General features: G+C 61.0%; 22 protein-coding genes. 10 read left to right on the forward strand and 12 right to left on the reverse strand.

The window, feature by feature from the left end:
• Nucleotides 1–10 precede the first annotated feature (10 nt).
• From ACOYXH_RS14975 to ACOYXH_RS14985, 3 genes are all read left to right on the forward strand, one after another.
• Nucleotides 11–1618, forward strand: a complete 1608-nt coding sequence (locus ACOYXH_RS14975) for a carboxyl transferase domain-containing protein (RefSeq protein ID WP_460409741.1) — start codon at nucleotides 11–13, stop codon at nucleotides 1616–1618.
• 117 nt (nucleotides 1619–1735) lie between these two features.
• Nucleotides 1736–2551: a gamma-carboxygeranoyl-CoA hydratase gene (locus ACOYXH_RS14980; protein ID WP_460409742.1), complete on the forward strand. Its 816-nt coding sequence runs from the start codon at nucleotides 1736–1738 to the stop codon at nucleotides 2549–2551.
• Nucleotides 2551–4500 (forward strand): acetyl/propionyl/methylcrotonyl-CoA carboxylase subunit alpha, encoded by a 1950-nt coding sequence (locus ACOYXH_RS14985; protein ID WP_095050786.1) that lies wholly within the window; start codon nucleotides 2551–2553, stop codon nucleotides 4498–4500. The genes ACOYXH_RS14980 and ACOYXH_RS14985 overlap by 1 nt, the downstream gene beginning before the upstream one ends.
• A gap of 40 nt (nucleotides 4501–4540) precedes the next feature.
• Here the strand turns inward: ACOYXH_RS14985 and ACOYXH_RS14990 are convergent, their stop codons facing one another.
• Nucleotides 4541–5200 carry a LexA family protein gene (locus ACOYXH_RS14990; protein ID WP_095050787.1) on the reverse strand — a complete coding sequence of 220 codons (660 nt, stop codon included), beginning with the start codon at nucleotides 5198–5200 and terminating at the stop codon, nucleotides 4541–4543.
• A 130-nt stretch (nucleotides 5201–5330) separates the two neighbouring features.
• Here ACOYXH_RS14990 and ACOYXH_RS14995 point away from each other — a divergent pair, with 130 nt between their 5' ends.
• The gene (locus ACOYXH_RS14995; protein WP_093434137.1) at nucleotides 5331–5669 is read left to right on the forward strand and encodes a DUF6124 family protein; all 339 of its coding nucleotides are present in this window, start codon (nucleotides 5331–5333) and stop codon (nucleotides 5667–5669) included.
• 219 nt (nucleotides 5670–5888) lie between these two features.
• Here ACOYXH_RS14995 and ACOYXH_RS15000 read toward each other — a convergent pair whose 3' ends face one another.
• Nucleotides 5889–6053 (reverse strand): hypothetical protein, encoded by a 165-nt coding sequence (locus tag ACOYXH_RS15000; protein WP_156685516.1) that lies wholly within the window; start codon nucleotides 6051–6053, stop codon nucleotides 5889–5891.
• A 96-nt stretch (nucleotides 6054–6149) separates the two neighbouring features.
• Here ACOYXH_RS15000 and ACOYXH_RS15005 point away from each other — a divergent pair, with 96 nt between their 5' ends.
• Nucleotides 6150–7301: a M14 family metallopeptidase gene (locus ACOYXH_RS15005; protein ID WP_095050788.1), complete on the forward strand. Its 1152-nt coding sequence runs from the start codon at nucleotides 6150–6152 to the stop codon at nucleotides 7299–7301.
• A 148-nt stretch (nucleotides 7302–7449) separates the two neighbouring features.
• Nucleotides 7450–8643 (forward strand): MFS transporter, encoded by a 1194-nt coding sequence (locus ACOYXH_RS15010; RefSeq protein WP_320413195.1) that lies wholly within the window; start codon nucleotides 7450–7452, stop codon nucleotides 8641–8643.
• On the opposite strand, the gene ACOYXH_RS15015 is transcribed toward ACOYXH_RS15010, so the two are convergent.
• Both ACOYXH_RS15015 and ACOYXH_RS15020 read right to left on the reverse strand, forming a co-directional pair.
• Nucleotides 8640–9185 (reverse strand): cytochrome b, encoded by a 546-nt coding sequence (locus ACOYXH_RS15015; RefSeq protein WP_093434126.1) that lies wholly within the window; start codon nucleotides 9183–9185, stop codon nucleotides 8640–8642. The genes ACOYXH_RS15010 and ACOYXH_RS15015 overlap by 4 nt on opposite strands.
• A complete protein-coding gene (locus ACOYXH_RS15020) occupies nucleotides 9182–10288 on the reverse strand; it encodes a catalase family peroxidase (protein WP_460409743.1) in 1107 nt (368 codons plus the stop codon). Before ACOYXH_RS15020 ends, ACOYXH_RS15015 begins: the two co-directional genes overlap by 4 nt.
• A 157-nt stretch (nucleotides 10289–10445) precedes the next feature.
• Here ACOYXH_RS15020 and ACOYXH_RS15025 point away from each other — a divergent pair, with 157 nt between their 5' ends.
• Nucleotides 10446–10952 carry a sigma-70 family RNA polymerase sigma factor gene (locus ACOYXH_RS15025; protein ID WP_007917263.1) on the forward strand — a complete coding sequence of 169 codons (507 nt, stop codon included), beginning with the start codon at nucleotides 10446–10448 and terminating at the stop codon, nucleotides 10950–10952.
• Complete coding sequence (locus ACOYXH_RS15030; protein ID WP_460409744.1) at nucleotides 10949–11704, forward strand: anti-sigma factor family protein; 756 nt, start codon at nucleotides 10949–10951, stop codon at nucleotides 11702–11704. Before ACOYXH_RS15025 ends, ACOYXH_RS15030 begins: the two co-directional genes overlap by 4 nt.
• Before the next feature lie 123 nt (nucleotides 11705–11827).
• Here the strand turns inward: ACOYXH_RS15030 and ACOYXH_RS15035 are convergent, their stop codons facing one another.
• The 7 genes from ACOYXH_RS15035 to ACOYXH_RS15065 all read right to left on the reverse strand — a co-directional run bounded on the left by ACOYXH_RS15035 (nucleotide 11828) and on the right by ACOYXH_RS15065 (nucleotide 18254).
• Entirely contained in the window at nucleotides 11828–12799 is a 972-nt protein-coding gene (locus ACOYXH_RS15035; RefSeq protein WP_095050792.1) for a Csu type fimbrial protein, read from the reverse strand.
• Complete coding sequence (locus ACOYXH_RS15040) at nucleotides 12796–15153, reverse strand: fimbria/pilus outer membrane usher protein (protein WP_095050793.1); 2358 nt, start codon at nucleotides 15151–15153, stop codon at nucleotides 12796–12798. Before ACOYXH_RS15040 ends, ACOYXH_RS15035 begins: the two co-directional genes overlap by 4 nt.
• A gap of 80 nt (nucleotides 15154–15233) precedes the next feature.
• Nucleotides 15234–16022 carry a fimbrial biogenesis chaperone gene (locus ACOYXH_RS15045; protein WP_095124459.1) on the reverse strand — a complete coding sequence of 263 codons (789 nt, stop codon included), beginning with the start codon at nucleotides 16020–16022 and terminating at the stop codon, nucleotides 15234–15236.
• 33 nt (nucleotides 16023–16055) lie between these two features.
• A complete protein-coding gene (locus ACOYXH_RS15050) occupies nucleotides 16056–16556 on the reverse strand; it encodes a Csu type fimbrial protein (RefSeq protein WP_460409745.1) in 501 nt (166 codons plus the stop codon).
• Between the two features lie 4 nt (nucleotides 16557–16560).
• On the reverse strand, nucleotides 16561–17097 hold the full coding sequence (locus ACOYXH_RS15055; RefSeq protein ID WP_095124457.1) for a Csu type fimbrial protein: 537 nt from the start codon (nucleotides 17095–17097) through the stop codon (nucleotides 16561–16563).
• A gap of 20 nt (nucleotides 17098–17117) precedes the next feature.
• Nucleotides 17118–17651, reverse strand: coding sequence for a Csu type fimbrial protein (locus ACOYXH_RS15060; protein WP_095050797.1), 534 nt, complete (start codon nucleotides 17649–17651; stop codon nucleotides 17118–17120).
• A gap of 99 nt (nucleotides 17652–17750) precedes the next feature.
• Nucleotides 17751–18254 (reverse strand): Csu type fimbrial protein, encoded by a 504-nt coding sequence (locus tag ACOYXH_RS15065; protein ID WP_460410878.1) that lies wholly within the window; start codon nucleotides 18252–18254, stop codon nucleotides 17751–17753.
• Nucleotides 18255–18559: 305 nt separating this feature from the next.
• Here ACOYXH_RS15065 and zapE point away from each other — a divergent pair, with 305 nt between their 5' ends.
• Nucleotides 18560–19690, forward strand: a complete 1131-nt coding sequence (zapE, locus tag ACOYXH_RS15070) for a cell division protein ZapE (RefSeq protein ID WP_460409746.1) — start codon at nucleotides 18560–18562, stop codon at nucleotides 19688–19690.
• A gap of 218 nt (nucleotides 19691–19908) precedes the next feature.
• Complete coding sequence (locus tag ACOYXH_RS15075; protein WP_460409747.1) at nucleotides 19909–21222, forward strand: leucine-rich repeat-containing protein kinase family protein; 1314 nt, start codon at nucleotides 19909–19911, stop codon at nucleotides 21220–21222.
• Nucleotides 21223–21334: 112 nt separating this feature from the next.
• Here the strand turns inward: ACOYXH_RS15075 and ACOYXH_RS15080 are convergent, their stop codons facing one another.
• Entirely contained in the window at nucleotides 21335–22039 is a 705-nt protein-coding gene (locus ACOYXH_RS15080; protein ID WP_016983911.1) for a YebC/PmpR family DNA-binding transcriptional regulator, read from the reverse strand.
• Nucleotides 22040–22238: the final 199 nt, after the last annotated feature.

Here is a 22238-nt window from a genome sequence, read left to right on the forward strand (position 1 = left end):
GGAGCTGACCATGGCTACCCTGCACACTCAGCTCAACCCCCGCTCGCCGGAGTTCGCCGCCAACAGCGCGGCGATGCTCAAACAGGTCGACGCCCTGCACACCCTGCTCGCCCAAGTGGCGCAGGGCGGCGGCGCGAAAGCCCAGGAACGCCACACCTCACGCGGCAAACTGTTGCCTCGTGAACGCATCAACCGCTTGCTTGATCCGGGTTCGCCATTTCTGGAGATCAGCCAACTGGCCGCCCACGCTGTGTATGGCGAAGACGTGCCGGCCGCTGGTGTGATTGCCGGGATCGGCCGGGTTGAAGGCGTCGAATGCATGATCGTCGCCAACGATGCGACGGTGAAGGGCGGTTCGTACTACCCGCTGACCGTGAAAAAACATCTACGCGCACAAACCATCGCGCAACAGAATCGTCTGCCGTGTATCTATCTGGTCGATTCGGGCGGCGCCAATCTGCCGCGTCAGGACGAAGTGTTTCCGGATCGTGAGCACTTCGGGCGGATCTTCTTCAACCAGGCCAACATGAGCGCGATGGGCATTCCGCAGATCGCCGTGGTCATGGGCTCGTGCACTGCCGGCGGCGCCTATGTGCCGGCGATGGCGGACGAAGCGATCATGGTGCGCAATCAGGCAACGATTTTCCTCGCCGGCCCGCCACTGGTGAAAGCCGCGACCGGCGAAGTGGTCAGCGCCGAAGAGTTGGGCGGTGCCGATGTGCACTGCAAGATTTCCGGGGTCGCCGACCATTACGCCGAGAGCGACGAACACGCCCTCGCCCTCGCCCGCCGCAGCGTTGCCAACCTTAACTGGCGCAAACTCGGTGACGTGCAGCAACGCGCGCCGATTGCGCCGCTGTACGCCAGCAATGAGTTGTACGGCGTGGTCTCGGCTGACGCCAAGCAGCCGTTCGACGTGCGCGAAGTGATTGCGCGACTGGTCGACGGTTCGGTGTTCGATGAATTCAAGGCTTTGTTCGGCACCACGCTGGTGTGTGGCTTTGCGCATCTGCACGGCTACCCGATCGCGATTCTGGCGAACAACGGCATCCTTTTCGCCGAGGCCGCGCAGAAAGGCGCGCACTTCATCGAACTGGCCTGCCAACGCGGCATTCCGCTGCTGTTTTTGCAGAACATCACCGGTTTCATGGTCGGTCAGAAATACGAGGCCGGCGGCATCGCCAAACATGGCGCGAAACTGGTAACGGCCGTGGCTTGCGCGAAAGTGCCGAAATTCACCGTGATCATCGGCGGCAGCTTCGGCGCCGGTAACTACGGCATGTGCGGGCGCGCTTACGATCCGCGCTTCCTGTGGATGTGGCCGAACGCGCGGATCGGCGTGATGGGCGCCGAGCAGGCGGCGGGCGTGTTGGTGCAGGTCAAGCGTGAACAGGCTGAACGCAGTGGCCAGGCCTTCAGTGCCGAGCAGGAAGCCGAGATCAAGCAACCGATCCTCGACCAGTATGAAGAGCAGGGTCACCCCTACTATTCCAGCGCACGGCTGTGGGACGACGGCGTCATCGACCCGGCGCAGACCCGCGATGTGCTGGCCCTGGCCTTGTCCGCGTCGCTGAACGCGCCTATCGAACCGAGCCGCTTCGGCGTGTTCCGGATGTGATTTTTTGTGGGAGCGAGCCTGCTCGCGAATACGGTTTGTCAGGTAGCGGAAATGTCGACTGATACAACGCGTTCGCGAGCAAGCTCGCTCCCACAGGAACCGTGGAGACGGATGAATATGAGTGACTTCAACACCCTCGAACTGCACAGCGACCCACGTGGCTTCGCGACGCTGTGGCTCAATCGCGCGGAAAAGAACAACGCCTTCAACGCCGAGATGATCCGCGAGCTGATCCTCGCGCTGGACAAAGTCGCCAGCGACGCCAGCCTGCGTTTCCTGCTGGTGCGTGGACGTGGCAAGCACTTCAGTGCCGGCGCTGATCTGGCGTGGATGCAGCAATCGGCCGAGCTCGATTACCACACCAATCTCGACGACGCTCGCGAATTGGCGGAGCTGATGTACAACCTCGCCAAGCTGAAGATCCCCACAGTGGCCGTGGTGCAAGGCGCGGCGTTCGGTGGCGCGCTGGGGCTGATCAGTTGCTGTGACATGGCGATTGGCGCCGATGACGCGCAGTTCTGCCTGTCGGAAGTGCGCATCGGTCTGGCGCCGGCGGTGATCAGTCCGTTCGTGGTGCAGGCCATCGGCGAACGCGTTGCGCGTCGATATGCCCTGACCGCCGAGCGTTTCGGCGGACAACGTGCACGGGAAATCGGTTTGTTGTCCGAGAGCTATCCTGCTGCCGAACTTGATCAGCAAGTCGAACAGTGGATCAACAATTTACTGCTCAACAGCCCCGCCGCCATGCGCGCCAGCAAGGATCTGTTGCGTGAAGTCGGTAACGGCGCGCTGACCCCGGCGCTGCGCCGCTACACCGAAAATGCCATCGCCCGTATCCGCGTCAGCCCTGAAGGTCAGGAAGGCTTGCGCGCCTTTCTGCAAAAACGTCCGCCGAGCTGGCAAGCCGCAACCACCACCAAGGAGCCGCGTTGATGAGCGTACCTGTTCTCACCACCCTGCTGGTGGCCAACCGTGGCGAAATCGCCTGCCGCGTGATGCGCACTGCCAAAGCCTTGGGCCTGACCACGGTTGCCGTGCACAGCGCCACCGACCGTGAGGCGAGGCACAGCCGGGAAGCGGATATTCGCGTGGACCTGGGCGGCAGCAAAGCCGCCGACAGTTATCTGCAGATCGACAAGCTGATCGCAGCGGCCAAGGCCAGTGGCGCGCAGGCGATTCATCCGGGTTACGGGTTTCTCTCGGAAAACGCCGGGTTCGCTCGTGCCATCGAAGCGGCCGGACTGATTTTCCTCGGCCCGCCCGCCTCGGCCATCGATGCCATGGGCAGCAAATCCGCCGCCAAAGCACTGATGGAAACCGCCGGTGTGCCACTGGTGCCGGGTTATCACGGCGAAGCGCAGGATCTCGACACCTTCCGCGATGCCTGCGAACGCATCGGTTATCCAGTGCTGCTCAAAGCCACGGCCGGCGGTGGTGGCAAAGGCATGAAAGTGGTCGAGGACGTCAGCCAGTTGGCCGAAGCCCTCGCCTCGGCTCAGCGTGAAGCGCAGTCGTCGTTCGGCGATTCGCGCATGCTGGTGGAGAAATACCTGCTCAAGCCACGTCACGTGGAAATCCAGGTGTTCGCCGATCAGCATGGCAACTGCCTGTACCTCAATGAACGGGATTGCTCGATTCAACGGCGCCATCAGAAAGTCGTCGAAGAAGCGCCGGCACCCGGTCTGTCCACGCAACTGCGGCGGGCGATGGGTGAAGCAGCGGTGCGTTCGGCACAGGCGATCGGTTACGTCGGCGCCGGTACGGTGGAGTTCCTGCTGGATGCGCGCGGTGAATTCTTCTTTATGGAGATGAACACGCGGTTGCAGGTCGAGCACCCGGTGACGGAAGCGATTACCGGTCTTGATCTGGTCGCCTGGCAAATCCGCGTTGCCCGTGGTGAAGCACTGCCGATCACTCAGGAACAAGTGCCGTTGAACGGCCATGCGATTGAAGTTCGCTTGTACGCCGAGGATCCTGCAAATGACTTCCTGCCGGCGACCGGACGTCTGGCGTTGTATCGCGAATCGGCCGAAGGGCCAGGGCGCCGGGTGGATAGCGGGGTTGAAGAAGGCGATGAAATTTCGCCGTTCTACGACCCGATGCTCGGCAAGCTGATTGCCTGGGGCGAGGATCGCGAACAGGCTCGGTTGCGCTTGTTGAGCATGCTCGACGAGTTTGCGATTGGCGGTTTGAAAACCAACATCAACTTCTTGCGGCGGATCATTGCGCACCCGGCGTTCGCGGCGGCGGAACTGGATACCGGGTTTATTCCGCGTTACCAGGAGCAATTGCTGCCTGCACCGGGCACGCTGAGCGATGCGTTCTGGGCGGCGGCGGCTCAAGCGGTGGCGCAGAGCCTGCCACAACTCGCACGCCAGGATGACCCTGCTTCGCCTTGGTCACTCAATAGCGGTTTGCGTGCGGGGCTGCCGCCGGAAATCACCCTGCATTTGAGTTGCGAGGGGCAGGATCGCGCCTTGACGCTGAATGCTGCCGACCACGCCAGACTGTCCGGCGAAGCACTTATCGTCGAGCACGAGGGCGTTCGTCGTACGTTGCGTGCGATTCGCCAGGACGATGCGTTGTACCTGCAATGGGAAGGCGAGTTGCGCCGTATCGAGACGTACGATCCGATCAGCGCCGTCGAAGCCCGCCACAGCCATCAGGGCGGCCTGACCGCGCCGATGAACGGCAGCATTGTCCGTGTGCTGGTCGAGGCCGGGCAATCGGTTGAGGCCGGTGCGCAACTGGTGGTGCTGGAAGCGATGAAGATGGAACACAGCATCCGTGCGCCGCATGCCGGGGTGATCAAAGCGCTGTATTGCCAGGAAGGTGAAATGGTTGGCGAAGGCAGCGCTTTGGTTGAGCTGGAAGAAGTATGAACGGGAGGATCGATCCTACGCCTGGCGAGGATCGATCTGACTAGTAACGCGCCGTTGCCTGCACCACAACACCGATGATTCGACACTCATCGGTCAGCAGGGCTTTCGGCCACGTCGGATTGAGCGGCACCAGGTAACGCTGGCCGCCCTCTTCGTCGAGTTTGCGAAAAATCGCCTCCGTACTGTCGGGCCACTGGGCGATCACCAGTTTACCGGGCAGCGCTTCGGCGGCCGGGTCGACCAGAATCAGCATGCCTTCGGCAATGCTCTGGCCACTCGGTGCGGTCATTGAATCTCCCGTCACCGTCAACCAGAACGCCGGGCCGCGCGCGTGGTAATCCGTCAGCTCGAAGCGCTGTTTGCCGGACGCCTTGCCGTAGGACGCCGGATCGCTTTCACGCACTTCGCACGTCGTCTGCCAATCGCTGACCGGGTAACGGAAGTACGGGTTGTACTTCTGCGCCAGCGGCATCTCGTCTTCGGACGTGGGTTGCGGTTCACGGATCACCAGCACCACTTCGAGGAAATCCATGCCCAGCGCTTGCAGCACCCGGTTCATTTCAGTGATACCGGGTTCGCGACGCTTGTTCAGCCAATGGCCGATCCCGCCCTGGGACATGCCGACGCGCTCTCCGAGCTCTGTTTGAGTGATTTTGAGTTCACTCATCTTGGCCTTGACCAACTCAATCCATTTATCCATGTGCAGCACCTTACGTGGACGCCTTCGGCCAGCAAAACACATATTGTAGTATTTAAATTCTCGTCACAACTACACAGAGTACTATTCTGAAGGCACGGATTTTCAATCGACCAAGGAGTGCCCCCTCATCATGAATATCAGCAGCAAAGACTTGCCCGATCTGCAAATGGACACCACCTTCACCTCGCCCCAAGGCAATGCGGCGGCGCAACGAGCGCTGGACTATTACTTGAAACCAGCTGTGTCAGAACCTGAGGTCGACGAGCGTTTTTTCGATGTCAGGCGCCATCTCAGTGGCGAGGAAGCCCTGGTGCATGCCTCGGACCTGTTGCGCTGCGCGGCAGCCACGGCGTTCAAGGCAGCCGAAAACCTGCAAGGCGCGAGTCGCGATCTGGCATTTTCAGTGGTGCATATGGTGGATATGGCGCGGGCGATGGTCGACCATTCACTCGATGGCGATGAAGCCTGAGAAACGGAAGTGCAGGCGGACGGGAAAGAATTTTCCAATCGCGCAGGTAAAAACATTTGACTTGCAAATGATAATGATTATTATTGCAAGCAGCTGGTCGCGAGATCAGTCGATGGACCAGAGACCTTAGGTCGGTCTTCTGGACTATCTCCTCATCAGGCTAATCACGGTTTTTGACCCGGCTTTTTGCCGGGTCTTTTTTTTGCCCGTTTTTCAGGCTTATGGCTTCAGGCTAATGAAGTCTTTAGGTGCTGCAAATTCGATGGCGCGGATAATATCAAAAGAATATTGGTTGGCAAGCGAAGCCCGGCCACATTGGGGCAAACTAATGCCAATTAGCACTTGAGAATCAATCGCACAGTCTCTAAGCTGCTTGCGCGTCATGGAGGACGCCCCCCGCCACACACCGCAATTCCCCTCGGTTTCAGCCCTGCCTGCGTGTACAGTAACGGCCATAAAAATCATATTCAGGAATCGATTATGACCGTGGCCAAATCTTCGTTCGACATCAGTGCCAACTTCGACAGCGGCAACATCCAAGTCATCGACATCAGCAATCCGCTCAATCCGGTTCTGGCCATTCGTCCGGATACTCGCAGCGCGCATTTCCAGTGGTTTCACTTCAAGGCCAGCGGCCTGCATGTCGGCCAGGAACACTGGTTCCGCCTGAACAACGCCAGCCAATCCACGTACAGCAAGGGCTGGCCCGGTTATCAAGCCGTAGCGTCCTACGATCACGTCAACTGGTTCCGCGTGCCGACTATTTACGAGGGCGACTGCCTGCGCTTTTGCCTCGAGGCCACGCAGACCCACGCTTGGTTCGCCTACTTCGAACCCTATAGCCGTGGCCGTCACGACTGGCTGATCGAGCAGGCGCTGAGCAAGGCCGGCACCGAATTACTGGCGACCGGTAAAAGTGTCGAAGGTCGCGACATTCAATTGCTGCGCAAAGGCACTGGCGCCGAAGGCCAGCGCAAAATCTGGATCATCGCTCAGCAACATCCCGGCGAGCACATGGCCGAATGGTTCATGGAAGGCGTGATCGAGCGCCTGGAAAGGCACGATGATCCGGTGCTGAACAAGCTGCTCGCCAGTGCCGATCTGTACCTGGTACCGAACATGAATCCGGACGGCGCGTTCCATGGCCATCTGCGCACCAACGCCATGGGCCAGGATTTGAACCGGGCCTGGCAGAACGCCAGCCAGGAGATCAGTCCCGAGGTGCTCTTCGTCCAGCAGCAAATGGAAAAGTACGGCGTCGATCTGTTCCTGGACGCCCATGGCGATGAAACCATTCCTCACGTATTCACCGCCGGCTGCGAAGGCAATCCGGGCTACACGCCGCGTATCGAGAAGCTCGAAGAGCATTTCCGCAATCACCTGAAACACACCACCAAAGATTTCCAGACCAAGTACGGCTACACCCGCGACGAACCGGGTCAGGCCAACATGACCCTGGCGTGCAACAGCGTCGGCCAGAAATACGACTGCCTGTCGCTGACGCTGGAAATGCCGTTCAAGGATCACGACGACCATCCCGACAAGGTCACCGGCTGGTCGGGTAAACGCTCCAAACAGTTGGGTAAAGACGTGCTGACGACCATCGCTGACATGGTTGATACCTTGCGCTGATCCCCTCCTCCGTTCTGTAAAAGATCGCAGCTTGTCTGCGATCTTTTGCTTTCCGCCATTCACCATCTCGCGCAAACAGGTTGCAAAATAAAACCCGAATCAATACCGTACTAAAGGTTTTATTTTGAAACCTAAAAGGATGCGGGAAATGAGACCTCTCAAGAGCAGTGCCGTTTTGCTTTTCTCCGTGGCCTGCGGTCTGGCCGTGGGCAATGTGTATTACGCCCAGCCATTGCTGGACGCGATGGCCGAGGCGTTTGCGATGTCGCCGGCAACCATCGGCATCGTCATCACCCTGACGCAAATCGGCTACGGCATCGGACTGGTGCTATTAGTCCCTCTCGGTGATCTGCTCAATCGGCGCCGATTGATCGTTACTCAAACCCTGCTGTCGGCAGCGGCGCTGTTGATGATCGCGCTGGCGCCCGACAGTACGTGGCTGCTGCTTGGCATGACCTTGACAGGGCTGCTCGCGGTAGTGACGCAGGTCTTGGTAGCTTATGCCGCGACGCTGGCAATCCCGGCACAACGCGGGCGCGTGGTCGGGGTGGTCACCAGCGGCATCGTCGTCGGCATCTTGCTGGCACGCACGGTTGCCGGCGGTATGGCCGATTTGGCTGGGTGGCGAGCGATTTACTTGCTGTCAGCCGGGCTGACACTGTTGATGGCGTTGCTGCTGTTGCGTGTTCTGCCGAAGGATGAGGTCTCGCAACCGACTACGACTTACGCCGCCCTGATCGCCTCAGTATTCAGCCTGTTCAAAGAAGAACCGGTACTGCGCCAACGCGCGATCCTCGCATTGCTGACTTTCGCCAGTGCGATGGTGCTGTGGACGCCGATGGTGCTGCCACTAGCCGCGCCGCCACTGTCCCTGTCGCACAGTGAAATCGGGCTGTTCGGACTCGCCGGTGCTGCGGGTGCACTGGCAGCCGCACGGGCCGGGCATCTGGCTGATCGCGGACTCGGACAATGGGTCAGCGGTCTTTCGCTGTTGCTGATGCTCGCCTCATGGTTGCCGATCGCCCTGACTCAATCCTCGCTGTGGGCATTGCTGCTCGGCGTAATCACCCTGGACTTGGGTCTGCAAGCCGTGCACGTCACCAGCCAGAGCATGATCTACAGCGTGCGCCCCGAAGCGCAAAGCCGTCTCACTGCCGGTTACATGCTGTTCTACTCGATCGGCAGCGCGCTCGGTTCCATCGGCTCGACCGCGATGTACGCGTGGGCCGGCTGGATCGGCGTGTGCCTGCTCGGCGCCGGCATCAACGCCGTGGCGCTGGCGTACTGGTGGCTGACCCTGAAACGTGGCGCATCGCTACGATGCGCCACACAAACGGGTTAGCTGCGATCGCGACCACGCAACATGCTGTCGAGCACCTCGTCGCGGCGGACCCAGCCATGAAACAGCGCCGCCGCCAGGTGCAGCAGCACCGTCAGGAACAGCAGATAGGCCAGATACCCGTGAGCCTTGCGCAGAAACGCGAACAACTGCGCGTCGGCCGGAACGATCGCTGGCAACTGCAACGTTGTGCTGAGCATCACAGGTTCACCAGAAGCGCTGATCATCGCCCAACCGAGCAACGGCAACACCAGCATCAACGCGTAAAGCAGCAGATGGGACGCCTTGGCCGCCAGTACTTGCCAGCCCGGCAGATCGGCGGGCAACGGTGGCTGGCGCGTGGTGAGCCGTACCAGCAAACGCACGATCACCAGCGCCAGAATCGCAATGCCCAACGGTTTGTGCAGATGGATCAGCCATTCATGCCGCTCGGACACCGAGGTGACCATGCCGGCGCCGATAAACAGCATGGCGATGATCATCAGCGCCATCAGCCAGTGCAGCAGCCGCGCCAACAGGGCGAAATGCGTCGGTTGAGTGCTCATGGACGAGCCTCCTGTTTGGCGGCGGGCAACTGACTGACTTCGCTGGTGCGACGCAAGTAGGAATTGGCGTAACCGGCGGAACGGGCGGCGAGCAACGGGTCGTCGGAACCTTGAATCCCGGCCGGCAGCACCAGCGGGTCATAGTTGATGTCCCGGCATTCGCCGCTCAATTGCGGCTGGGTCTTTTCCAGCACCAGTGTGCCCGCGTTCAATACTTTGCGCCCGGCCGGCCAAGTCTTGCTGGCGTCGTTCACCGGATCCTCGGGATTGGCCAGAGTGATATTCAACTGAAAACGCAGCGGTGCAGACGACAACCGTTGCACCAGATCTTTCTCGAGAAAATCGCCGCCCTCAGGCGCACTGGCGCCCGCAGCATCGCGCGCCAACGGTGTCATGCTCCAGCGCACGGCCTGTTTTTTACCGCTGGCGTCGACCAGATAAAACGCGTTGACGCTGTTATAGGTTTCGGTGGCATAACTGGCCGACGGTTTGGCCGTCTTCACCCAGGTCAAAAACGGCACGGTTTCCGGGTGCGAGGCGAAGAACGCCGGGACCTTCGCCGGATCAGGTTTACCGGTGGCCGGATCTGGCGATTGCGCCTGTTGCAATTGATAAAACGCCTCAGGCGTACCGACCGGGAACACCGGCATGCTGTTCATCCCGGTGCGCCACTGCTGCCCGTTAGCCTGGGTGAACCGCAACGCCAGACTGCGAATCGGCACGCTGCTGTCCGGTGCATAGGGATTGCCCGCCGGCAGCGCAAAACGCCCGACCACTGGAGTCTGCGGCTCGTTGAACACCTGCGCGGTGGAGAATACCCGTGCCTCACCACTGCTTTCGAAATGCCCGATCACGCACACGCCTTTGGCGTGATTACGACGAAACCCAGGATGCACGCCATTGTTCTTCTCCAGCACATCGACCAGCGCCTTTGGCGTCAGGCGTTGTGGGTCGAAGTTACCGTGAACGTAGGCAAACGCCCCGGCCACCGCGGCGACTACCACGGCAATGCCGCCCAGACGCAATATCAGGCTCGCGGCACTCAGTGGCGGGCGCAGCGGTCCGCCGGGCGGTGAGGCATTGGGTGAGGTGCGATCAACCATGAAGGACTCCAGGGCCAATGGCCACAAGTAGGAAGAATCAGCAAGACGCGCCTCGTCCGGGTTTATTCCACACAACGGTATTTATTTTTCCGAACGTGGAATAACCTCCAACGGCGGGCGTCTCCCTAGTCCACAGCGTAGTGACTAGCAGAATTTCATGAGCGAATTCGACGAACAGTTGAGAGAAATCATTCCCAGATTGCGCCGCTTTGCCGTGTCGTTGACGCGCAACAGCAGTAGTGCTGACGATCTGGTGCAGGCCTGTCTGGAGCGTGCCCTGTCGAGTTGGGGCGACAAACGCGCCGACGGCGACTTGCGTGCCTGGCTGTTCGCGATCCTCTATCGGCAGTTTCTCGACGCCCACCGGCGCTCCCGGCGTTATGCGCGAATGCTCGAATTCTTCACCGGTCGCGACGATGCCGAACCGTCGGTGGAGCGTACCGTCATTGCTCAGTCGACCCTGCAAGCCTTCGACCGACTGCCCAGCGAACAGCGCGCGCTGTTGCTCATGGTTTCAGTGGAAGGCCTTTCCTATAAAGAGGTCGCCGAGATTCTCGGCGCCCCGATCGGCACCGTGATGTCGCGCCTGTCCCGCGCCCGCCAGGCCCTGCGCCAACTCAGCGACGGCGAAATCAGCAGCCCTTCTTTGCGGATACTCAAATGATCAGCCTGCCTCCCAACGAGCGTGACCTGCACGCCTATGTCGACCACCAGCTCAGCGACGCCGACCGGCGTGTGCTGGAAACCTGGCTGGCCAGTCACCCGGACGAAGCGGCGCAGGTTCGCGCCTGGCAACAGGATGCCCAGCAACTACGCGCGGCACTCAGCGGCGCGTTGCAGCAACCGGCCAACCCGGCGCTTGACCCGGCGATGATTCGCCAGCACCGTCAGCGCCAGTCGCGTCGTCATCTGGCCAGTGCTGCGGTGTTGCTGATCGCGGTCAGCCTCGGCGGATTCAGTGGCTGGCAGGCGCGGGAAATGACGCTCGTGCGCCCGGCCATGTTGCCGATGACCGACGCCTTGCAGGCCTATCGCTTGATTGCCCAGCAAGGCATGTTGCCCGCCGATTACCAGGTCGAGAGTGCCGACGACATGCAGCGCTGGCTCGACCGCTATTTCACCCGGGCCAGTCGCTTGCCCGACCTGAAGGCGGCCGGGTTTGAACCGGTCAGCGGACGCTTGCTCAGCACTGATGAAGGTCCGGCGGCGATGGTGGTGTATGAGGATGGCAGCGGCCACAAAGTGAGTTTCTACGTGCGCCCGCCGGGGCCGAAGAACACCTTTTTGCCCCGTGGCAGCCGCAGTGATGGCGACTTGCAGGCCGAGTACTGGTCGGGCGGCGGGTACAACTACGCGATGGTCAGCCCGGTCGATACACCGGCGGCGCAACAGCTCAAGCAATCACTGCAATTCTGAAAACAACGCTGTTCTATGTAGGAGCTGCGGCACGCTGCGATCTTTTGACCTTGTTCTTAAGGGCAAGATCAAAAGATCGCAGCCTCGTTTCACTCGACAGCTCCTACAAAGGATCGTGTCAGCTCAGAAACCTACGTCCAAAACCACGTTGTCCAGATAAGTACCCGCAGGCGGCGTGGTCTGGTCGGTGTAGATCTTCGCGTTGTAGTTGAAGATCTGGCTGCCCGTGCCCAAGCCGTTACCCGGATTGACCTCGGCATCGGTACTCGCCCGCCGCGCCGCGCCGACGCTGCCCCAGCGCGTGGTGCCGGCACTTTTGAAAATGTCGTAGGCCAGATAATTGCTCCCGGAAATCATCCGTCGCCGGCCGCCGACACTCACCGCGTTCTGCCCGTCGCTCAGCCCCACGGTATAGGCACTGCCCTTGGTGCAGGCCAGATTGATGGTTTGCCCGGTCACCGGGGTGAACGCGCTGATCACCGGAGCGCTGCCGAACGCAATGTTCGGCGCAGTAATCGTGCAGTCGTTGGACACCGTCATATTCACCGTCAACGAGGTCGTGCCACTGGCGATGTCGCGCCCAAGACAGATAGAACCAATACCAATCCCCGAGCAGTAATTCCAGTTCCAGAAAATACTCAGGGTCTCGGTGTACACCCCGGCGGCGACGTTGCTGCCAATGGTTGTGCCGAGATACAGCGGCACGGTTTTCGGCGTTGTACCGTTGAGCAGGCCCAAGGCATCGATGATGCCGTTGCGCGCAAAGTCGTAGGCCGTGCCACGAGTCAGCGGGTAGCTGGTGCTGTTGTTGGCGTAGACCGTGTAGTTGATGACATCGCCGGTCGGCCCGACCAGACCACTTTGAGTCGAAGAAACGGTGCCCCAGAAGTGGTCGTTGCTGGTCAGCAGGGACAGCAGCGAACCGGTACAGCTCAAACCTGCATTCAGTGTTGAACTGGGTTGTGAAGTGGTGCGCACGGCGATCGAACTGAGCGTACCGAACGCTGCCGGCGTGGTGCTGACCACCGAGCACGCGGCCTGCGCCGCGCCCGGCAGCATCAGCGCCAGCAACAAAAGCAAGCGTGCGTAGATCATTGGCACACCAACGGGCCAATCAGCGGCACCTGGTCCTGATTCATATCGACGCTGAACTGCGCCTGACAGGTCTTGCCGTCGGCCAGCGTGACCTGCAGCGAGTTCTGCGCCTGCAGGTTTTCCAGATAGACCAGCCCGTCCCAACCGACCACCGTCCGTGTGCCGCTCTGCTCATGCAACACACCCGCGCCCAGCGGCAGTTCGCGCTGTTGCGCGTCGACCAGCACGATGCTCGCGGCAATCACTCGGGCCAGCGGAAACTCCAGCAGATAACCGCTGCCGCGCCTTACAGCGATGCGTTGTTCGACATTGGGACTGCGCACATTGGCCGGCAGATTCAGTGGGTCGATTTCGTACTTGCCCCGGTAATAGGCGCTGCTCCACGGCACCAGCAGATGACCGTTCTTGTCGGTCTGACCAACCTGCTGGTTTTCGTAGCGCACCGGAATGTCGGCGAAACCATCGGTGCTGACCACTACAAACGCGTCGTCGATGCGGTTGGCGGCGAACACCTGACGGTCCATCCACACCAACGAACCACTGGCATCGGCCCAACGGGTTTCAGCCTCGGAAGTGCCGTAGACACCAGCCTGCAACTGCACCGATTGCAGCCGCCAGGTGACGTCGGCCTGGCGATAATCGGCGCCATCACCCTTGGCGTAGCCGAGGTTGAAACCCACGCCGCCCTCAGTCGGCACCGCACGACTGTAGTTGACCCGTTGCTGGCTCTGCCCGGTTTTACTGCGATCGCTGCTGATCGCCAGGCTGCCACGCAGATCGAACGGAATCACCAGTTGCGCCTGCACTGCCCAGTTGCTGTCACCGATTTCGCGGTTGGCCGACAGGTAAAAACTGCTGTTGCGCCACAGCGGTTTGCTCCAGCTGAGGTTGAGCAGCCGCGTGCGCGAGTCGTCCGCCGCGCGCACATCGAAATAACCGGCGCCGAGGCTGCCCCAACGCTCAAGGTTAAGGCTTAAGGTCGCCTGTTCGCTGCGTCGACTCAGGCTGATGTAGGAGCTGTCGACCACGGTCAGGTCGGCATATTGATCGTGACGTTGCAGGCGCTGGTAGGAAAAGCTGAAGCGCTGATTGCTGTACTGGTAGCCCAGGCTCAATTGCTGACCGCCCTCGCCGTCGAAGCGGCTTTGACTCAGGGCACTATTGAGTACACCGAAATTACCCAGCCGCAGGTTGCCGCCGAGGCCGCCCAGTGTCAGCGAATCGGCCGCTTCGGCATGGCTTTCCAGGGTAAAACTGTCGCTGACGCCGTAACGCAGGCTGCCGGAGGTGACACCCGAGCCGTAACTGAAGTCCTTCAAGCCGTAGTCGCGGCGCAACGTACCGGCCGCCACGGAAAAATCGCTTAAGCCTTTTTGCAACAACGTGCTGGTGACATAGAACGGCACCGTGGTCGACACCTGCCGACCCAGTGCATCGGTGGTCACCACCACCGCTTCGCCAGCGCCGTTGATGAATGGAATATTGGTCAGCGTATAAGGCCCAGGTTGCAAATCTGCGCTGCTCGACTTGTAGCCATTGATGAACAGGTCCACCGAGGACGGCACTGCTGCTTCACCGGCAAATTGCGGCAACGGATAAGTCACCAGATCCGGGCGTACGGCAAAGTCCCGCGAGAACTGCACGCCGCCCAGACGCACCGAACTGCTCCACGGCAACGCACCGCTAATCACGTCACCGGCCTCGTAGGTGAGCATTCGCTCGTCATCGGAGTAACGCCACGTGGTGTCGTAACGCAGGTAACCGTTGTCCAGCGTGTTAAGCGAGTCACCAGACAACGTACGCCGGTATTGCCCGGTGTTGGACAGCGTGCCCCAGCTGTCGAACAGCCGCACTTCGTTCCACGCCGCCAGGTAAGTGCCGGCATCGTCGGTGTCGTTGAGGTACAGATCGTAGTTGAACAGTGCGCCGAAACTGCTCAGCGCCGGGGTGCGCGGGTAAGCCTGGCGATTGCCGATGAACTGTTCCGGCAACCAGTCCGGCGGCACGTCCAGCAGCAGGCGCTGACCGACACTGTCGTAATCGCTGTGCAGCCCCGCCAGGCTGTCGAGATCGACCTCGGCGCCAAGGCTGTCGGGCAGTTTCATGCCGGTCTCACGCAACGCCTTCACTGGCACGAACAGGCGCCCGTCGCGCTGCTGCACCGCCACCACGCGACCGGTATTCATCTGGTTGACCACCAGTTCCAGAAACAACTGTGCATCACTCACGGCCTCCATGCCGCTCGGTGGCGGCGGCAGATCGCCGGCCCCGGATGGTTGAACAAACATCAGGCAACACGCGCCAGTGATGAGCCACAACGGACGCTGAATACGACGAACCCGTCCTGGGCTCATACCCGTTTTACGTCCGTCAATGGACTGAATCCTCCCTGATACCGCTTTAGCCGACGTCAGATAACTGCGCTACGACTCACTCACTTGGCAGGTGTAATGCTCTGCACCTGCGGCGCGCCGTTCACCCGCACCTGCAACGCCGAATCACCGGCCAACGGCCCCGGTGCCGGCCACCGCATTACCGCCCCCGGCAGCACGTACCCCAGCAGCCCTTCGGCAAGCGGTCTGCTCTGCCCCGCCTGTTTGATTGCCACGTCAGTCAGTCGCGCATGCACCGCGCCCTGATTACGCACTTCCACATAGGGCCGGCCGTCCACGGCCACCGTGCGCCAGCTCAATTGCGGCAGGCCGACACCCTTGGGATCACGCGCGCGGCTGCTGTCTTCCTTGCTCCACAGCCCGGCGCCATAGGCAAACAGCGGCACCGAATAACGCATCTGGAAGCGGATCGCTGCGGCGGTTTTGCCTCCGTCAGCGGTCGCGGGTTGTGCGGAAGGAATTTCGTCAATGATGATCCGATAGGCCAGTTCCTGCCCCGGTGGCACTTCCTTGGTTCGGGTCAGACGCACCAATTGTTTCTGTCCCGGCTCGATTTTCGCCACCGGCGGGCTGCCGATCACGTCGCGCTGGTTCTGGTATTGCTCGGCGAAACCACTCTGGCTCCAGCCAAACACGCGGATCTGCAGATTGGCGGTTTCACTGCCGCGATTCTCCAGCCACAGCGCACTGGCCTGCTGATCAGCCTCCAGCACCGGATCGATCGGCCAGATCAGCACCGAACTCGCCGCGTGTGCCTGACTTGCCCCAAGCATGACCAGCGTCCACATCGCACAGCGCACGAACGAATGCCGTGACGTAACTGACCCCATAAACCTGCTCCTTGTCGGCCATTCAACTTCGCCTTACCACGACAGTTGCACCTGCAACACGTCGCTGTACGTCCCCCCAGGCTGATTGCCCGGCAATTGCACCTGACCGTAAATCGGCAGGCTGATGTTGTTCGCATCGCTGTAGGCCACCGCCACACTCTGGCCGATGCCCAGGCTCTGGCTGTATGCCGCATCGCTAAACAGCGCATACGCCACCCGCGCACTGCCGCTGTTGCCCTGCATGTGCCGGCCGCTGTTGTTGTACTGGCCGCCATCAACGCTCATGTTCAGCGTCACGCCCGGCGTGCATTGCAATTGCACCCCACCCGTCAGCGCGACCTGCACGGTGCCGGTGGCCAGTGCCGAACGCGAACCGAAATTCAGCCCGCCATAGTTCGACACCCCGCCCACCACCAGACACCCGGCAGTGACCGTGGCACTGACCTGAAAGCTTTGGCTCGTTGCTGCGGTCAGCGGCAGCGGCGCACTGCCTGCGCAGAGCAGGAGCAGCGCGGCACAGCCATGGCGGCGCATGGCATCAGAACGTCAGTTCTACGGCGACAGTGTCGGTGTACGTCCCCGCCGGCAAACCGGCCTTGCCGACCGCCTGACCGTAGATGTTCACTGTCTGCGCGACACCAGTACTGGCCGCGAGGTTGATCGTCCCGTCAATCGCCAGCAGTTGCGAGTGCCCGGCATCGGTGTACAAGTCGTACGGCACATAATTGGCAACGCCGTCATACAGCGCCCGTGTGCCGCCCGGTGACATGCCGTCATGGGAACCGGCGCGCACCTTGACCGTCGGCGTGGTGCCGCTGGAGCAGAGAATCGACAACGCCCCGCCGCCCCCGCCCAACACCTGCCCGGTGGCGGTAGTGAACAGGCTGTTGGCAGTGCCGAAGTTCAACGCACCGAAGTTCAGCCCGGTGGAACCGCCAGCGCCGTTGACCTGACAGCTGCTAATCAGAATCAGGCTGGAGGTGATCTGGCCAGTGACCGTGGTGGCGGCGTTGGCACCGGAAGCCAGCGCCAGGCCAAGCAACGACAAACCTATCCTTGATGCAAACATACGCATGGTGTCCGTCCTCTACGGGGTTACCAGTCGAGCGTCACCGTCAGGGTGTCGGTATAGACTCCTGCCGGTACCGCACGGGTATTCGCCACCACCGAGCCAAATACCGGAATGGGTATCTGCGCACCGCTGGTGACAGCGAAATTGTGTTGCTGGCCGATGCTGTAACTCCGGGCACCGGAGGGATCGACAAACAGCTGATAAGGAAGAGTCTGGCGGCCGTTGCTCAGGCGCCGGGTATTGCCGTCACCGTGGGTGCCGCCGTCGATGGTGACGGTGAAACCAGTGACCGAGGGATTGCAGGCGACGTTGAGTTTGCCGCTGCTGTCGCCGTCCAGACTGGCCTTGATCGGTGCATTCCAGGTGGGCCCCTGAAGGCCGAAGTCGAGGGTGCCGAGGGCGCTGAGCGGACTGTCGGGTGTGCTGGTATTGGTGACTTCGCAGCCGGCAATCAGGATCAGCCGCGCATTGATCTGCCCGCTGACCGCCGCTTGCGCCTCGTCTGCGAGCAATGCCAGCGTACCTGCTGCCACCACCATCCAGTGTTTGCCTGTCATTGCGCCCGTCCCTGCTCCTTTACGCTGACTCGATCACCGCGCTCATCATCGAACGCCTTCCTTGCGCACCCACGTCCAGCGGCTGCCTTGAAACCACGCTCACCAGGTGACCGTCACCTTGACCAAATCCGAATAACGGCTGACCTGCGGCACTTCAGCCAGGCGCTCGATCCGCGCGTACAGTGGCAACTCCACCGTGCCGCTGTCCGGCACCCGCCCACTGACCGGAACATCCACCACCAGCGGCACCCGGCGCGCCGCGTCCTGATACAAGCGGTACGGAATCGGTTTGCTGCCGACCGAACCGGTCATGTAACGGACTTCGCCGACACCGCCATGCAAACCGCCGTCGACGCGCATCTGGTACGGCGTGTCCGGATTACACTCCAGCCGTGGCAGGCGTTGATTGGTCAGCGCCGCTGCCAAAGGCCCGGCCGGGTCATCGAGGCGCGCGGTGCTGCCGAAATCAAGCACACCCAATTGCTCGATGCCAGCCTGCCGCTGCTGGCCGATCAACTGGCAGCCGCGTTGCACATCGACGCGCACTTCGACCTGAAGATCCGCCGAATAGGCAGGCGCAGTGAGCACACCCAACAGCCCCATGACCCCATATACATTCACTGCGCCATTCCTTGTCAGTGATCGCTTGCGACGTCGTTTCTGTGATTGAGGTTAGCAACGGTCGACGATTCCGCCAGTCGATTGGATCCATGGATCGGCCGGGATATGTTTCGAAAGATTGGCAACGGGGCGAGCCATGTCGCTAAAAATTGCTGTACGTGCCGCACAAATTTGTTCAATAACCGCCCATTGTCGACACGTCGCGGTGGCTGGTCATCTCGGCGTCTGGTTACACTACATCGCCGCGCTCCCGGGAGCCGGTTTTGACGAATACGGAGACGCCGACAGTGCCTGCCCACCCGCCGAAACGATCGCGACTGATCCAGCGCTGGCCGGCGTTGCACCGCTGGTTCGGCAAGGGTTTGCCGGCCGGCGCCGGGCATGACGCCAGTGCCCAGTCGATCCGCGATTACTTCCGACACAAGGCCAGCGGTCAGGGCTACACCCTCAGCCACAGCCAGCAGCGCGTCATCGAGTGCATGGCGCAGCAGGCCAGTCTGCTGTTGGCCGCCAGTGGCCGAACCGCGCCAAGCCTGTATCTGTTCGGCGCCGTCGGGCGTGGCAAGAGCTGGCTGCTCGACGGCTTCTTTCAGGCGCTGCCGATCACCCAGAAACGACGCCTGCATTTCCATCAGTTTTTCGCGCAATTGCATCAGGGCATGTTCAGCCATCGCCTGCAGGACGATGCCCTCGAAGTGACTCTCGACGAACTGCTGCAAGATTGTCGGGTGCTGTGTTTCGACGAGTTTCATGTGCATGACATCGGCGATGCCATGCTTATCACCCGGCTGTTCAAGGCGTTGTTCAAACGACGGATTCTGCTGCTGGTGACCTCCAACTATGCGCCTGAAGGTTTGCTGCCCAATCCGCTTTATCACGCCCGCTTCAAACCGGTGATCGAACTGATCAATACGCACATGCAGGTGATGGAAGTCGGCGGCCCGCACGATTACCGCAGCCAGACGCGTCACTCTGCACACCAGATATTCACCCAGGGACATTACGTGTGGCCGGCCACGCCAGCACAACGCACGGCCCTGGATCTGCCCCCTGCAGAGGCACCGGCCGTTGCGCTAACGGTCGGCACCCGGCAGTTTCAGGCGCGGTTTTTTGAGAAGCGGCGGATCGGTTTTACCTTCAACGATCTGTGCGAGCAGCCAACGGCGGTGATGGATTACCTGGAACTGTGTCGCCGTTTCGACCGCTGGATCATCGATGATCTGCCGGAACTGGCGGAGTGCTCGATCGCCGCGCAACAACGCTTCATCAACCTGATCGACGTGCTGTACGACCAGGACAAGCACCTGACGCTACTCGGTCGTTTGCCCTTGTGCGCTAGCCTGGATGGCAATGCCATTGACCTGGCGCGCACGCGCAGTCGGTTGGGGCAGTTGCAGGAAGTGCACGGGACGATCTGAGCACGCCACTCCCCTGTGGGAGCGAGCCTGCTCGCGAAAGCGCCCTATCAGTCAAAACATCAGCTTCTGACACTCCGCCTTCGCGAGCAGGCTCGCTCCCACCAAGGGCATCTGAAGTTTCGCCACCTAGCCAATTTCAAATCAGGGTATTGCCGTTATCATGTCGGCCATTCCCGGCGCCCCAGCGGCGCGCCCCTGATCAATAGCGAACACCAAACATGCACACCCTTGCTCAATTGCGCGCCGGCGAGTTGTCGGGCATCACTCGACTGGATCTGTCTTGTGGCCTGACCGAATTCCCGCGCGAGATTTTCGATCTGGCCGACACCCTGGAAATCCTCAACCTCAGCGGCAACCAATTGAGCAGCCTGCCGGACGACTTGCATCGCCTGACTCGCCTGCGCGTGTTGTTCTGCTCCGATAACACCTTCACCGAACTGCCCGCCTGCCTCGGCCAGTGCGCGGCCCTGACGATGGTCGGCTTCAGGGCCAATCGCATCGTCAACGTTCCCGGTGCCGCCCTGCCGCCTCAGCTGCGCTGGCTGATCCTGACCGACAACTGCATCGAAAGCCTGCCGAGCGAACTTGGCGAGCGCCCTGCCCTGCAAAAACTCATGCTCTCGGGCAACCGTCTGCAAACGCTGCCCCCCTCGCTGAGCAACTGCCATCGACTGGAGTTGCTGCGCGTCTCCGCCAACCGCCTGACCGAGCTGCCGCAGTGGCTGCTCGCGCTGCCGAGTCTGACCTGGCTGGCTTATGCCGGTAACCCGCTGGAAACCGAGGCCGACGCCGCCGCACTCGAGGCAACGCCGCAAATCCCTTGGTCGGCGCTGCGTCTGGAACAACGGCTGGGTGAAGGCGCCTCGGGGGTGATTTCCCGGGCGAACTGGCAACGCGCCGATGGCGCAGTGACGCCGGTCGCGGTGAAACTGTACAAAGGTGAAATGACCAGCGACGGTTCGCCACTGCACGAAATGAATGCCTGCATCACTGCTGGCCTGCATCCCAATCTGATCCGCGTCGAGGGACGCATCAGTGGCCATCCCGACGGCCAGCAAGGATTGGTGATGCAATTGATCGATCCGTCTTTCCGCAACCTCGCTGATCTGCCGAGCCTGGCGTCCTGCTCGCGAGATGTTTATGCCGACGACTGTCGGTTCAGTGCCGAGGTTGCGCTGAACATTGCCAAAGGCATCGCTTCGGCAGCCGAACACTTGCACCGGCAAGGCATCACCCACGGCGATCTGTACGGGCACAACATTCTGTTGAACGAGCGCGGCGATTGCCTGCTCGGGGATTTTGGCGGGGCGTCGTTCCATGCTATTGCCGATACGGCGGAAACGCGCGCGTTGCAACGCATCGAAGTGCGTGCGTTCGGGGTTTTGCTGGGGGAATTGCTGGCGCGCATCGACTCGGGGTTGAGTGATGAGCAGCGTGCGGTGCTTGAAGAGCTGGAGCGGCGTTGCTGTCAGGCGGATGTGCTGGCGCGGCCGGGGTTCGGAGAGGTCATGAAGCAACTTGAAGGTCTGTGACCGCTGCGCGGTCAATCGCTAGCAGGCTAGCTCCCACACTGGATCTGTGGCGTTCACAAATCCCCTGTGGGAGCTAGCCTGCTAGCGATGAGGCCATCACCGGAGAAACAGATCAGCCCGCCAGGCCAACAAACATGTCCTGCACGTCATCATGGTTGTCGAGGCCTTCGAGGAACGCTTCAACTTCAGCCATCTGCTCGTCACTCAAGCCGCTGACCGGGTTCTTCGGCTGGTAGCCGAGCTTGGCCGACAGCACGGTGAAACCCTGCTCTGGCAACGCTTTCTGCACCGAATCCAGGTCGGTAGGGTCGGTCAGGAACAGCGTTGCGCCGTCTTCGCCCGGCTCGAAATCCTGAGCACCGGCTTCGATCGCGGCCATTTCCGGATCGGCGTCCGGGGTGTCCGGCGAGGCTTCGATCATGCCGACGTGGTTGAAGTCCCAGGCCACGGAGCCGGAAGCCCCCAGTTGGCCTTTACGGAACGCCACGCGGATTTCGGCGACGGTACGGTTGATGTTGTCGGTCACGCACTCGACGATCAGCGGCACCTGGTGCGGGGCGAACCCTTCGTAGGTCACACGATGGTATTGCACGGTTTCACCGAGCAGACCGGCGCCTTTCTTGATCGCGCGATCGAGGGTTTCTTTTGGCATCGAGGCTTTCTTGGCCTGTTCGACCACCAGACGCAGGTGTGCGTTGGTGGCGGTATCGGCACCGTTGCGGGCAGCGATGGTGATTTCCTTCACCAGTTTGCCGAAGATCTTGCCCTTGGCGTTGGATGCCGCTTCTTTGTGTTTAACCTTCCACTGTGCGCCCATTACTCACTCTCTTGATCTGTGGCGCCGAGACATCTATTGGCCGACGCGTGGCGCCAAGTTTATACGGCCTAAAGTCGGCAATCGACCAAAAAAACGCAATGTGGAATCGACATCTTCACTAGAGCTTGTAGGGGAATTCTGAAAAACGCCTTTGACATGACCATTCAACGCTGCGGTTTCGTACCCTCTCAGGCCCGTA

It is taken from the genome of Pseudomonas sp. Mb7 (assembly GCF_054790525.1).

Bases quoted from the DNA above. Each gene is read 5' to 3' on its own strand.
- ACOYXH_RS15025 (WP_007917263.1), top strand. From the start codon at position 10,446: ATGAGCGAATTCGACGAACAGTTGAGAGAAATCATTCCCAGATTGCGC.
- ACOYXH_RS15000 (WP_156685516.1), bottom strand. From the start codon at position 6,053: ATGACGCGCAAGCAGCTTAGAGACTGTGCGATTGATTCTCAAGTGCTA.
- ACOYXH_RS15065 (WP_460410878.1), bottom strand. From the start codon at position 18,254: ATGGGGCTGTTGGGTGTGCTCACTGCGCCTGCCTATTCGGCGGATCTT.
- ACOYXH_RS14975 (WP_460409741.1), top strand. From the start codon at position 11: ATGGCTACCCTGCACACTCAGCTCAACCCCCGCTCGCCGGAGTTCGCC.
- ACOYXH_RS14995 (WP_093434137.1), top strand. From the start codon at position 5,331: ATGAATATCAGCAGCAAAGACTTGCCCGATCTGCAAATGGACACCACC.
- ACOYXH_RS15010 (WP_320413195.1), top strand. From the start codon at position 7,450: ATGAGACCTCTCAAGAGCAGTGCCGTTTTGCTTTTCTCCGTGGCCTGC.
- ACOYXH_RS15045 (WP_095124459.1), bottom strand. From the start codon at position 16,022: ATGGGGTCAGTTACGTCACGGCATTCGTTCGTGCGCTGTGCGATGTGG.
- ACOYXH_RS15035 (WP_095050792.1), bottom strand. From the start codon at position 12,799: ATGATCTACGCACGCTTGCTTTTGTTGCTGGCGCTGATGCTGCCGGGC.
- ACOYXH_RS15005 (WP_095050788.1), top strand. From the start codon at position 6,150: ATGACCGTGGCCAAATCTTCGTTCGACATCAGTGCCAACTTCGACAGC.
- ACOYXH_RS15020 (WP_460409743.1), bottom strand. From the start codon at position 10,288: ATGGTTGATCGCACCTCACCCAATGCCTCACCGCCCGGCGGACCGCTG.
- ACOYXH_RS15050 (WP_460409745.1), bottom strand. From the start codon at position 16,556: ATGCGCCGCCATGGCTGTGCCGCGCTGCTCCTGCTCTGCGCAGGCAGT.
- ACOYXH_RS15030 (WP_460409744.1), top strand. From the start codon at position 10,949: ATGATCAGCCTGCCTCCCAACGAGCGTGACCTGCACGCCTATGTCGAC.
- ACOYXH_RS14990 (WP_095050787.1), bottom strand. From the start codon at position 5,200: ATGGATAAATGGATTGAGTTGGTCAAGGCCAAGATGAGTGAACTCAAA.
- ACOYXH_RS15040 (WP_095050793.1), bottom strand. From the start codon at position 15,153: ATGAGCCCAGGACGGGTTCGTCGTATTCAGCGTCCGTTGTGGCTCATC.
- ACOYXH_RS15060 (WP_095050797.1), bottom strand. From the start codon at position 17,651: ATGACAGGCAAACACTGGATGGTGGTGGCAGCAGGTACGCTGGCATTG.
- ACOYXH_RS15015 (WP_093434126.1), bottom strand. From the start codon at position 9,185: ATGAGCACTCAACCGACGCATTTCGCCCTGTTGGCGCGGCTGCTGCAC.
- ACOYXH_RS14985 (WP_095050786.1), top strand. From the start codon at position 2,551: ATGAGCGTACCTGTTCTCACCACCCTGCTGGTGGCCAACCGTGGCGAA.
- ACOYXH_RS15075 (WP_460409747.1), top strand. From the start codon at position 19,909: ATGCACACCCTTGCTCAATTGCGCGCCGGCGAGTTGTCGGGCATCACT.
- ACOYXH_RS14980 (WP_460409742.1), top strand. From the start codon at position 1,736: ATGAGTGACTTCAACACCCTCGAACTGCACAGCGACCCACGTGGCTTC.
- ACOYXH_RS15080 (WP_016983911.1), bottom strand. From the start codon at position 22,039: ATGGGCGCACAGTGGAAGGTTAAACACAAAGAAGCGGCATCCAACGCC.
- ACOYXH_RS15055 (WP_095124457.1), bottom strand. From the start codon at position 17,097: ATGCGTATGTTTGCATCAAGGATAGGTTTGTCGTTGCTTGGCCTGGCG.